Below are 13,423 nucleotides of genomic sequence, written 5' to 3'. Positions count from 1 at the left end.
TGCGGTGAATCCACCAAATGGATTGAAAATAGCAATTTAGCTGTTAAAAAGAAATATATGAATTTCAGGAGGTAATTATGAAGCTGTCATTTAACGAGAATTGGATATGCTATAAAACAGGGGAAAAAGAAGATGCTTTTGCGGTTACACTTCCCCATGATGCCATGCAGCTGGATGAGAGAAGAGAGACAAGCGCAGGCGGAGTAAATACCGGATGGTACGAGGCGCAGGATTATACCTATGAGAAAACTTTTACACTTCCGGAAGAAGCAAAAGAAGAAAAAGTAATCCTGGAATTTGAAGGCGTTTATCGTAAAGCAACTGTATATATCAATGACGAGAAAGTAGCTTATCATTCCTATGGATATCTTGGATTTTATGTAGATGCAACAAAGCATGTGAAGTTTGGTGAGGAAAATGTGATTCGTGTAGAAGTGATCAATCATGACCAGCCAAATAGCCGCTGGTATTCTGGTACCGGAATTTACCGTCCGGTATGGCTTTACACAGTACCGAAAAAGCATCTTCGTTTTGACAGTGTGAAGATTACAACCCTTGATTATAAAGAGCCGAAGATCCGTGTGGAAGCATGGCCAAATGAAGCCGGTGAAGTGAAGGTTGAGATTCTGGAAAGAAAAGTAAATCAGGGTGTTTCTAAGACAGAAAATGAAGTGGATCTGGCAGATAATATCGTAGCTATGGAAATCCTCCAGGCAGACGGCAAATGTTCCTGTGAGCTCGCACTTCCTGGAGCCAAATTATGGAGCCCGGAAGCTCCAAATCTTTATACCTGTCGTGTAACCTTCGGGGATGATGTCCAGGAAGAAGCTTTCGGAATCCGTATGGTAAGCTGTACTCCTGAAAAAGGACTTCAGATCAATGGGAAAAATGTCCTCTTAAAAGGCGGCTGTATCCACCACGACAATGGACTTCTCGGAGCATGTGCATATGAATTTGCAGAGCGTCGTAAGATCCGCATTCTTCTGGACGCTGGTTATAATGCAATCCGCTCCGCGCACAATCCTTGTTCCAAAGCACTTCTTCGTGCCTGCGATGAAATGGGAATGTTGGTAATGGACGAGTATATTGACGGCTGGTATATTCACAAGACCAAATACGATTATGCAGATGAGATCCTGGATAATTATAGAAAAGACTTAAAGGACATGGTGGATAAGGATTACAATCATCCATCAATCATCATGTACTCTACAGGAAACGAAGTATCCGAGACTGCCCAGAAGAAGGGAATCGCTCTTACGAAATCTCTGACAGACCGGCTTCACGAGCTGGATTCCACCCGTCCGGTAAGCTGCGGAATTAATATTTTCTTTAACTTCTTAAGTTCTATGGGCTTTGGTGTTTACAGCGACAAAAAAGCAGATGAAGCAGCTGAAAATGCGAAAAAGAAAAAAGCTGTAGGAAGTGAGTTTTATAATACGGTTGCCGGAATTTTCGGCGCCGGATTTATGAAAACAGGAGCAACTCTTTACCCATGTGATGTGAAAACAAGAGATGCTTATGCAAATATGGATGTTGCAGGATATAACTATGGAATCAAGCGTTACCGTCATGACCTGAAAAAATATCCGAAGAGAATTATTCTTGGAAGTGAGACTTTCTGTGCAGATGCGTATCAGTTTATGCAGGAGGCAAAAAGAGATAAACGTATCATCGGAGATTTTGTCTGGGCTGCACAGGATTATCTGGGCGAAGTAGGAATTGGTGCATGGGAATACAAGGATTATGCACCACGTTTTGACGGTGGCTGCGGCTGGGTAAGTGCAGGCTCCGGAAGAATTGACCTGACTGGAAAGCCGCTTGGAGAGATGGCTTATACCAGGGTCGCATTTGAACTGGAAGACCTGGCAATCGCAGTTATGCCGGTAGATCATACAAAAGATGTCCATTCCCCATCTGCATGGAAAATGACCAATGCCATGGAAAGCTGGTCCTGGGACGGATGTGATGGAAATGCAGCTAAGGTCGAAGTTTATACCCGCGCAGATCATGTAAAGCTTTATGTAAATGGAGATTGTGTAGGCACCAAAAAGCCGAAAAACGACTGCAAGGTATTTTTTGACACTACTTATCATAATGGTGAGATCAAAGCAGTTGCATATGACGCAAATGGCAATGTGATCGCTGAGAAATCACTGAAAACAGCTGGAAAAGAGACAGTACTTCGTGCAGAACCGGAACTTACAAAAGTGAATGCAGACAGTGATCTTTGCTATGTAAGAATGCGTTATACAGATGAAAACGGCGAGACGAAGCCACTGGCACGAGGCCGGATCAAGCTGGAGGTAGAAGGCGGAGAGCTTCTTGCATTCGGAAGTGCATGCCCATATTATCCGGAGAGATACCAGAGCGATGAGACGAACACCTATTATGGCGAGGCTTTGGCAATCATCCGTCCACAGGCTGGCGCTGAAAAAGTGGTTGTGAAGGCACAGGCCAAGGTGGGTGAAGCTGCGGCAGAAGTGGAAATTCTGGGCTAAGAACGTACATTGCCAGGGAAAGAAAAATAAAGACGGCACTATTATAAAAAAGTAAGATATATCGAAAGATAAATGTAAAGTGGCGTGTTATGCAATCGGTTCATTCCAGGCATAACATGCCATTTTAATTTCCCGTATTACTATCATGTACTATTGGCATCCCGAAAAATAGGTTGCTACATACAAAAAATAGAATTAAAATCATAAGTAAAAGATATAGATAGTGTTAAAAAAAGTGCAGAAAGCCTTTTTCAAATATACCCGGGTAAAGTGGAGAATTGGTTTTATCTTAGAAACAGGAGGAGTCAAGTTATATGCTCACAATTGCAATCGTAGAAGATGATCTGGAATATCAGAAGCAGCTTCAGAAATACATAGAACAGTACGGAAAAGAACACGAACTGCAATATAAGATCACAGTATTTCAAAATGGATTGAACTTTCTGGAGGATTACAAAGGCGACTGTGATCTGATCTTTATGGATATTGCAATGCCTCATATGGACGGTATGGAAACAGCAGCCAAGTTGCGCAAAAGAGGGGATGAGACCTGTCTTATTTTCATTACAAGTATGGCGCAATATGCGCTGAAGGGATACGAGGTGAACGCTTTTGATTTCCTTGTCAAACCGCTGGTTTATGAACTATTCTGTATCAAATTTGAAAAAGCACTGTCACATATAGACAAAAAAGAAGCTTACTACATTAAAATACCAAATGGCGCCAAAAAGGTTTCTCCCGGGCAGATCGCATATATAGAAAGTAATAAACATTATCTGGAATTTCATGTCCATGGAGATGTTTACAAAATGCGTGGGACAATGAAAGAGATACAGGAGTATTTTCTGGCAAGCCATTTTGCATTGATAAACAGCTCAGTTCTGGTGAATCTTTCTATGGTGGATGAATGGAAGGGAAATGAGATCAAAGTGGCAGAGCAGATGTTTGTGATTTCCCAGAAGTATAAGCGGGAATTCCTGGACAGGCTGACAGTATATATGGGGCAATAAAATGGGAAAATTGGATTTATTTAAAATTACGCAGGCACACGGATATATTTTTCAGATCCTGGCTGCTGAAGCATTGTGTATAGGACATTTGCCCAAACGAAAAAATTATTTGCTGCGTGTACTTGCGGGAGGAACTATCTTCCTTTTGCTTGCTGTTATTTTGCCGAATATCATAACCTATTATGTGTCAGGACTGTTTTCCGCTACAGTATTTTTTCTGAGTCTTGGATTCTGGCATTTTTGCTGCCAGGCAGATACCCGGGAAATTTTGTATAGCGGCATGCTGGCACTATTTATCCAGAATCTGTCGTCCAATGTGTATAACCTAGTTTTTTACTCTATGTTCAGAGATATTTCTATAATGAGTCAGTTCCTTCTTTCTGTATTTCTGATGGTGCTGATATATGGAATTTTTTATTTCCAGATCGTAAAATGGCTTGCTCGGGAAAGTCTGGAAAATATGCTGAGTAACGTAGCGTGGATCTGGCTGATTGCAGTGGGAATCTTTGTGTTTTTTCTGCATTATTTATTCTGGGTTTATGGAATTAGGGAGGTATGGGTGGTATATCCACCGCTGATCTTGTGTGATATTCTGGGGCTTGGTGTTGCCCTTGGATTTGTGGAGCTACGGACGAGAAATGCAGATAATGAAAAGCTGCGGCAGCTTCTGGAACTGGAAAAAAAGCAGTTTGAAATGACCAAAACCAATGTGGAATTTGTGAACCGGAATGCCCACGACCTGAAACATTATATCCATAAGTTGCAACGTCTGGAAAATCCTGAAAATCAGGAACTGGAGGAAGTTCTGACACAGGTGGAGGCGTATGAAAGTGCATTTCAGACTGGAAATGCAGCGCTGGATATTGTATTGACGCAGAAGAAAATGGTATGTCAGCAGGAGAAGATTTCTTTTACCTGTATGGCAGATGGCACAGCACTTCATTTTATGAAAACATTGGATATTGCTTCTTTGTTTGGAAATGCGTTGGATAATGCCATTGAACATGAGAAAAAAGAAAAGGCAGAGAACAGATATATCTTCTTAAAAATTCTTCGAAAAGGGAAAATGGTAAGCATAAGAATTGAGAATTACTGTGAGACTTTTCCGGAACTTTCCGAAGCAGGACTACCGGTCCACTCTTCAAAAAAAGATTCTGAACTGCATGGCTATGGAACAAAAAGCATGCAGTATATTGCAGAAAAATATGGAGCAAATTTCAGGATCTTTTCGGAGAAAAATCTGTTTGTGGTGAGTATGCTGTTTCCTATAGAGTAATATATCTCTTGATAAAGCTATAGTGTAAGGAGTAGAAGAATCCATTTTATAGATGAACGATAGTCCAGTAAATTAGATTGATAAAAATGATAGCCTGGTTTTGATATGTACCCCTTTTGTTGGACAGCAGTGAAATGGGAACAATATCATTTGAGGGAACGGGGCGATTATTTCGGTGGCGCTTCACAGGGATGAGACAATAATTTTGCCAGAAATCCATGTGAATTTGCCACCTTTTTCGATACAGGCTCTTTTCGTGATAATGTAGAGACAAATATGCGGGAAACGCAAAGAAAAGGAGAAGAGCCAATGAAAAGAAAGGCAGTTATTATGGCAATGATAATGTGTATGATGGGTACCACAGTTGGGGGAGCAGGTACAGTTCTGGCGCAGGCCGAAGCGGCAGACACAACAAATGCGGTCGAAGAAGGCCAGGTACTTCTTCCGGCAGCAGATGCTACATTCACAGAAGGGGAAGGCGTTGGCCCGGATAACGAAAAAGAGCCAACCTCTTATGACGAAGAAACCGGTATGATCCGGGCAGCAGCACAGGGCACCGAGATTGTATACACGGTACCAGAAGGTACAGAGGGAACTTTTGATCTGTATCTTACAGTATCTAAGGTTCTGGCAGCATTCAGTTCCCAGCCATTTACATTTACGATCAACGACGGGGAAACCTTCTCCGTACCGGTAGATCTTCAGGTTCCGGCAGATTCACCAGCTTCTTATAAAGACGACGGAGAGTATGATGAAGGAAGCCTTACAGATTCCGGAAGATTTCTTATTAAACAGAATTTGGAATTAAAGGCAGGGGATACCATTAAAGTGACTTGTGCATTTGGCTGCAAAGCGCCGACCTTAAAGGGAATGGTTTTCCCATATGTAGGAGATGTGCTTCTTGCACCAGCTGGAAGTGAAGTAGCAACCGGATATGATAATACGGTAAAAACGATTCCAGAGGCAGACCCATCCGATCCACTTGCCGGACTTGACATTATCTGGCTTGGCTCTTCCGTAACTTATGGAGCACAGGCTGGCGGACATTACTCCATGGTAGATGCGATTCAGGACAACCATCCGGGAACTGTGTGTGAGAAATATGCGATCAGTGCTACTACACTGGTAAATGAAAAAGAAGATTCTTATGTTTCCAGAATGAAGCTGATCAGCAAAGACGAAACACCAGATCTGTTTGTGGTTCAGTTATCTACCAATGACGCAACTACAGGCAAACCTATGGGTGAAGTGACAGACAGTACAGATCCGGCTGACTTTGACGATACCACAATCGCAGGCGCTATTGAGACCATCATTTCCTATGTACAGGAGACCTTTGGATGCCCGGTCGTATTCTACACCGGAACCTATGCAGAGAAGGAAAACTATGAGAAAATGGTAGATCTGCTTCTTAAGATTCAGGAAAAATGGGGAATCGGAGTTGTAGATATGTTCCATAATGAAGAAATGACAGCAGTTTATGGTACAGATCTTTATAACGAATACATGCATGACGAGGTTCATCCATTCCGCAAAGGATATGTGGAGTGGTGGACTCCGGTAATTGAAGAGTATCTGACGGAGTTTCTTGGAAAATAAAAGAGGATTATGAGAAGTACTTTTGTGCTAAATGTGCAAAAACATGGTGAAATAGCAGAAAAACAAAATAAAACATACAATAATTACAAAAGAATAACCGAACAACAACCGATAATGACGTTAAAATGACGGTTCATGCCAAGAATATTGTCCTAAAAATATCATTTGTTATAATTGGACTATCCGGAATGATTTTAACAAATGAGATCTGTACAGAGAATCCAAAAATGGGGGACAATGGTATGAAGAAAAGAATGTTATTTGGCGTGCTGGCATTAAGTCTTATTATGGGAGGGACTTGCAGTGTCTATGCACAGGAAGAGGATGCAACAGGGCAGGAGTTTTTGGTAGAACAGGGAGATGCTGCTACCTATATTAATCCGCTTCCTCTGGATTATGCACGTTCTTCCTCTGAAGGAAAGGGACAGATTTCTGACAATCCATTCATGATTGGACAGATGATCGGAAATGAAGCAATTCCAAATGATCCTGTTGAACAGATCACACATGCGCGTTTTCAGGATATGTTCAGAGGAACATCTACCTATATCAGTGAAAATGATACAAGAGCTTCTGCAGATCCATCAGCATTTTACTACAATGATACTTGGTATTTATATGGAACAAATGGTTCATTATGGGTTTCAGATGATTTTGTAAACTGGCGTTTTGTTCAGCTGCAAGATGATAAAGGAGAGGATTTAAAATTTACAGCACCAACAATTGCTGTGAGAAAAGATGAATCTGGAAAAGAAAAATTCTATCTTGCCTGGAACAGTTCTGACTTATATGAAGCAGATTCACCGGAAGGTCCATTTACAGATTTAGGTGATTTTACTTATAATGAAAAATCCTTTAGTGATAATATTGAAGATGGAAATGTAATTGCAGCTCATAATGACGTCAATATTTTTGTTGATGATGATCAGAGAATGTACTTATATTGGGGAATGGGACCATATATAAGCGGTGCTGAGCTGAATCCGGAAAATCCTACAGAACTGATTACTGAACCTAAGATACTTATTGAATACGACAATAAATGCAAATGGCAGAATTTTGGACAGAATCATCAGGATTATGAGAATGGTTTCCCAGAAGGTTCCTGGATGGTAAAAATTGATGGTAAATATTATCTGACATGGGCTACAGCAGGAACACAGTATGACTCATATACAATGGGATGTTATCAGTCAACTACTGGACCACTGGACGGATTTGAACTTCAGGAAAAAGAAATTATTAATCAGACAGATGCTGTAACAGGAACTGTCAGAGGTGGAGGACATGGTTCTATTGTTCAGGGACCAGATGCTACCCTGTGGTGCTTCTATACGGTAAATGTAGGATACGAGGGAGATATGGAGAGACGGATTGGATGTGATCCGGCTAAAATAGATCAGGACGGAAATCTGGTTGTACCACATCTTTCAGAATCTCCTCAGTATGTTCCGGGTGTACTGGCGAATCCGGCTGACGGGAATGAAACTGGTTCTGATGTATTGTCAGTGAAACAGGGATATGCAGTTTCAAGCTATTCAGAAGGAAGACATCCGATATACGCAAACGATGAATCGATGATAACCTGGTGGCAGCCGTCAGATGAAGATGAACAGCCTTGGTATCTTGTGTCCTTTAAGGGAAATTACAATATTGATTCTTTACGTGTAATATGGAAAGAAATCAATGCGGATCGATCTGCAGTCTTAACTGATAAATGCTGTATAGATTACAAAATCGAAGTATTTAATGGTACTGAGAATCCGTTAGATGAAGCAAATTCTGACAAATGGACGACTGTTTATGAAAGACAGGGAAAAGATACGATTATTGATTATGTAACTTTGGATGAGCCGGTGTTAGGACAGTTTGCACGCATCACTATTACAGGCTGGCCTGAGGAAATTCATCCGGGACTTGTTGAATTTACAGTATTTGGAAACAGTGTAGCAAAGCCAGCAAATAAATAAAAGATAAGGTTGAGGTTCGGATAAATGAAGAAAAAAATGCTATTAGGCGTGATGGCATTAAGCCTCACATTGGCAGCACCATGTGGAGTATATGCTCAGGATACAAATGCAGCACCTGCAACTTCAGAAGGCCTTGAGGCAGAGGGCACAATTGAAATACCAGAGTATGAAACTGCGGATTATGCAGAAGATTTTATTTATTCCAAGAAAGATGAGGGATTAGATAAATTAAAAAAGAATGCATGTGACGAGCAGGGAACTGTAGAGACATTGGAATACGATACTCCGGCCTATGCAGTAAATGAGATCCTGGGAACAGATGAAACAATTCACAAGAGTCTGCATGTATATTTACCATACAACTATGACGAGACAAAGCAGTACAACATTCTTTATCTGATGCATGGCGGCGGAGACAATCAGGAGTTCTGGCTCGGGGATGATAACGGCGGAAGACCTGTATTTGGAGAAACTACAAGAAACGTGCTGGATAATATGATCAAAGAGGGAATCTGTGATCCGGTAATCGTGGTAACTCCAACCTTCTACAGTCCGGTTGAAGGCAAAGAGATCACAGAAGAACAGGCAAAAGAATATGGTGCTTCTATTGGAGAAGAGAATATTGGAAGTGAAGCGGATCTGTTCACCGTATTTTTCCAGGACGAGCTTCGCAATGATATTATTCCAATGATCGAATCGAAATATTCCACTTATGCCGGAGGAGATACCTCAGAGGAAAATCTGATTGCAACAAGAGACCATCGTGCTTACGCAGGATTATCCATGGGATCCATAACATCTGTACGTTCCATATTAATGGGATGCACAGACCTGTTTTCCTATGTGGGATCTTATTCCGGAATTAAATCCAATTTTGATTTATTCAAATCAACAATGGATGAAAAATATTCAGACTATGACATTAAATACTGGTTTAATGGAGAGGGTGTGGAAGACATCGCAGTTGCAGAGCATGTGGCATTTTATAATGATGTAAAAGAGCAGATGTCTGATAAATTTGTAGATGGTGAGAACCTTGCAATGGTAATGCTGGAGGACGGCAACCATGCATGGACAAGCTGGATCACCGACCTTTACAATTCATTACTTGTATTTTTCAAGAAATAATATGTACAGTAAATGCATTGCAGGGCATCCAGATAGTCCCCTCTCGCAACATGTCATTATTGAATAGAAATCCGTCACGATTGGACAACATTACCAATGCTTTTTGTGCTATACTACCAAAAAATAAGCGAACTTTTTAGCAAAATAGACAAAAGCGGTTGCAATTTGCGCATGAAAATTGACAGTTTGCGCAAGAAATGTACCGTGAACGGTAAAATCTGTTATAGTACTACCATAAAAGATAAGCTTACGCAACACCCAGGCATAAATGGAAAGGACGGCTGTCCAAATATGCCGAGGTGGTGCAAATGATAAAAGGAGGGAGCTTATGAGCAACAAGAAAAAGTCCGCAGGTCTGTGGAGAGGACTTACATCTGTATCAGCCAGTCTTCTTGCAGTGACCGTGGGCGCATCGGCTATCGTGGATGCCAATGCGGCATTCATCAATACACGTCTTGGAGTTTCCAGCTACAAGGTCGTAGATACCAGTAACGGAGAGAAAACAGATTCCACTTATTTCAAATCTGAGTTCTCAAGCCTTGATGAGGTAATCGCAGCAAAAGATGCTCTCGCAGCAGAGATCGCATCTGAAGGAACTGTATTATTCAAAAATGAAGATACAACCCTTCCTCTTGATACTTCTTCTGACAAGGTCACCCTTTGGGGATTAAACTCCATTAATCCTACTCTGGGTGGTATGATCGGATCCTCTGTTTCCATCGATGCGGAAGCAGGTCAGAAGCAGTACGATATCCAGACCGCACTGACCGAGAAGGGCTTCTCACTGAATCAGGATATGCTGGATCTGTACAGCAGCGAAGATGTAAACGGTACATATGGCAGAAAGAATGGACATTCCTTACAGCCATCTTTTGGAACCATGTATGAGAATCCGGCAGCTTATAACGTTGGCGAAGCACCGGAGAGCATTTATGATGATGACGTTCTGAAATCAGCAGACGACACAGTTGCACTGGTTGTGATTTCCCGTGATAGTTCAGAGGCTTCTGACTATAACCCGAACATGACAAGCGCAAATGAGGAAGACAGCTACGAGCGTCCTCTGGCACTTTCCGATAATGAGAAAGCTATGATCGAGCTTGCGAAACAGCACAGCACAAAGGTTGTAGTTCTTCTTAACACAAACAACCCGGTTGAGATCGACGACCTGAAGAACGATGATGGAATCGGTGCAATCGTATGGGCTGGCGAGCCAGGTGCAAACGGATTCCTTGGTGTAGCAGATGTTCTTTCCGGTGAGGTGAACCCATCTGGTCACATCTCTGACACATATGCAGTAAATTCCACATCTGCTCCGGCAATGGTAAATTATGGTGTATATCTTTACACTAACAATTCCCAGGCTGGCTCTGATGCAGTTCTTACAGAGGAAAACAAAGGTGACTGGTATCTGGTAGAATCCGAAGGAATCTACAACGGTTACAAATACTATGAGACAAGATACGAAGACGAAGTTCTGGGACAGGGAAATGCAGACACCACAGAAGGTTCTTCAAGCGGTGATGCATGGAACTATGCAGAGGAAGTAAGCTATCCATTTGGATATGGACTTTCCTATACCACATTTGAGCAGAAGCTTGAATCTGTAGATGTACAGGTTGGTGGAACTGCAACAGCTAAGGTTAACGTAACCAACACAGGTGACGTTGCTGGTAAATCTGTAGTTCAGCTGTATGTACAGTCTCCATATACAGAGGGCGGTCTTGAGAAATCTGCTATCCAGCTGATCGGATATGGAAAAACACAGGTTCTTGAGCCAGGTGCTTCCGAAGAAGTAACCATCGAATTTGATCCTCTTTACATGGCAAGCTATGATGAGGAAGCTGTGAAAGCAGACGGAACACAGGGTGCATGGTCACTGGAAGCCGGCGATTATTATTTCGCAATTGGTAACGGTGCACATGAGGCTCTGAACAATGTTCTGGCAAACAAGAACGGAAATGAAGATGGACTTGTAAAAATTGCTGAGACAGACGAGATTAATGCAGACAATGCAATCAAATGGAATCTTGCAGATACAGATATTGAGACCTATTCCACTGGCGTTCAGAATGAGCTGCAGGATATGAACATCAACAATCTGATTGAGAACACAGTTGAATATACTACAAGATCTGACTGGTCCAAGGGATGGGAGTCTGTAGAGGCTATCACACCTACAGATGCCATGATGGTTGGTCTTACCGATCAGCTGTATGAGCTTACTGAAAATGACGGCGATGGAAATGGCATTACCTGGGGCGCAGACAACGGTCTGAAACTGATCGATATGATGAAGCTTGATGAGAACGGCAACTATGCCGGAGCAATCGACTTCGACGATCCGATGTGGGATCAGCTTCTGGATGAGGTTACTCTGGATGAGGCAATCCAGTTTATTGAAAAAGCAGGTGATGACTTCGAGAACATCGATTCCATCCAGCTTGCAAGAGTTTACGCAAACGATGGTCCTCTGGGATACACCGGTGACCAGGTTGGCGGTTACTTCGTAAGATGGTCCAAAGACCTTTCTGACGAAGACTACTACACAGAAGAAACAGACGATAAGGCTACTTACCGTATGGCAACCATGCCGACAGAGCCGATCGTTGCAGCAACCTTCAACAAAGAGCTTGTTGAAAGAGAAGGTGAGCTTCTTGGAGAAGACGGTCTGTGGGCAAATGAGAGCTCTATCTTTGCACCAGGTCTGAACCTTCACAGAACAGTTTATTGCGGACGTAACCATGAGTATTATTCAGAGGATTCCGTCCTTACAGCTAACATGGGAAATGCTTTTGCAATCGGATGCAAGAACAAAGGAACCATGTCAGAGCCGAAGCATTTCGCATTTAACCATCAGGAAGCAAACCGTTCCGGTCTGTCTACTTTCATGACAGAGCAGGCAGCCCGTGAGAATGAGCTTCGTGGATTTATGATGTGCATGAGCAGCAACAATGCACAGGGTGTTATGACAGCCTTCAACCGTGCGGGTACTTCTTTCGTAGGTGCTTACAAGAATCTTGTTGACAACATTGCAAGAGACGAGTGGGGTTATCAGGGATGGTTTGTAACCGATATGATCAACGGTGCAGACTACATGAACTGGAGAGACGTTACAGCAGCAGGCGGCGGTGGAACACTGACATCTTCCGCATATGATACTTCTACAATCGGTGCTATGGCAGATTCCAAGAAAGCAATCGAGAAGGATGTAAACTTCCAGCAGATGATGAAGAAGAATCTGAAATACTTCCTGTATCAGCTGGTACAGAGTAATGCAATGAACGGAATCAGTTCCACAACTGAGATCCAGGCTGTAAGAACCTGGTATCAGAATGCACTGGTTGGCGCAGAAGCAGCATTCGCTGTACTGACAATCCTGTTCCTGATCATGACGATCCTGAAAACCATTAAACCTAAAAAAGAAGCGTAATCGGAGGTGCGGATGATGAATAAGACAAAAAAATCAATCGGACTGTATCTGACGCTTGTAGCAGGCATTATCGCCATTGTAGAAGCAATTTACTATGGCAAAGTAATGTATACTTTCCAGCCAGTATATTATTTCCTGGCAGCAGCAATCGTCCTTGCGGTACTTTCCTTTGTACTGGTTGGTTTCAACAAAGTGATCACCGGATTTATCCCGGTTGTAAATGCAGTATTAATGGCAAGCGCAGCAGTATGGAGCGCTTCCGTAATGGTAAACCAGATCGGTTATGTAGTATCCGGACTGGACGGAATTGACACAATCATGAGCTTTATTATCTTCTGCAGCCTGGCAGTAGTTGGTATGATCATTAATATCGTAGCATCTTTCCTGCCGGTAGCTAAAGAAGCAGAATAAGAAATATCTGGAAATAAAAGTTTAGCTACAGTCACTGGGAACAGGCGCGTAGGCGACCTGTTTCCAGGATGAAGATGTAAGAAGTTAACTGCGCG

At 42.3% G+C, this 13,423-nt stretch carries 8 protein-coding genes; all 8 read left to right on the top strand.

The features are described from left to right. Window positions 1–77: 77 nt before the first annotated feature. The 8 genes from ACESTK_RS03240 to ACESTK_RS03205 all read left to right on the top strand — a co-directional run bounded on the left by ACESTK_RS03240 (window position 78) and on the right by ACESTK_RS03205 (window position 13,328). Complete coding sequence (locus ACESTK_RS03240; protein ID WP_373118658.1) at window positions 78–2,501, top strand: glycoside hydrolase family 2 TIM barrel-domain containing protein; 2,424 nt, start codon at window positions 78–80, stop codon at window positions 2,499–2,501. 314 nt (window positions 2,502–2,815) lie between these two features. Then, a complete protein-coding gene (locus ACESTK_RS03235; protein WP_187565197.1) occupies window positions 2,816–3,511 on the top strand; it encodes a LytTR family DNA-binding domain-containing protein in 696 nt (231 codons plus the stop codon). Window position 3,512: 1 nt separating this feature from the next. Further along, entirely contained in the window at window positions 3,513–4,787 is a 1,275-nt protein-coding gene (locus ACESTK_RS03230) for an ATP-binding protein (protein WP_187565196.1), read from the top strand. Window positions 4,788–5,096: 309 nt separating this feature from the next. Further along, window positions 5,097–6,386, top strand: coding sequence for an SGNH/GDSL hydrolase family protein (locus ACESTK_RS03225; RefSeq protein WP_187565195.1), 1,290 nt, complete (start codon window positions 5,097–5,099; stop codon window positions 6,384–6,386). Between the two features lie 242 nt (window positions 6,387–6,628). Beyond that, on the top strand, window positions 6,629–8,356 hold the full coding sequence (locus tag ACESTK_RS03220) for a family 43 glycosylhydrolase (protein WP_373118654.1): 1,728 nt from the start codon (window positions 6,629–6,631) through the stop codon (window positions 8,354–8,356). A gap of 24 nt (window positions 8,357–8,380) precedes the next feature. After that, window positions 8,381–9,484, top strand: a complete 1,104-nt coding sequence (locus ACESTK_RS03215) for an esterase family protein (RefSeq protein ID WP_187565193.1) — start codon at window positions 8,381–8,383, stop codon at window positions 9,482–9,484. Between the two features lie 328 nt (window positions 9,485–9,812). Then, complete coding sequence (locus ACESTK_RS03210) at window positions 9,813–12,917, top strand: glycoside hydrolase family 3 C-terminal domain-containing protein (protein ID WP_187565192.1); 3,105 nt, start codon at window positions 9,813–9,815, stop codon at window positions 12,915–12,917. A gap of 12 nt (window positions 12,918–12,929) precedes the next feature. Next, the gene (locus ACESTK_RS03205) at window positions 12,930–13,328 is read left to right on the top strand and encodes a hypothetical protein (protein ID WP_187565191.1); all 399 of its coding nucleotides are present in this window, start codon (window positions 12,930–12,932) and stop codon (window positions 13,326–13,328) included. The last annotated feature ends 95 nt before the right edge of the window (window positions 13,329–13,423 follow it).

The sequence above is a fragment of the Ruminococcus sp. Marseille-P328 genome (genome assembly GCF_964249465.1).
Taxonomy (GTDB): Bacteria; Bacillota; Clostridia; order Lachnospirales; family Lachnospiraceae; genus Blautia_A; species Blautia_A faecis.
Note: the sequence above shows the minus strand (reverse complement) of the source record. Positions and strands in the feature narration are given on the sequence as shown.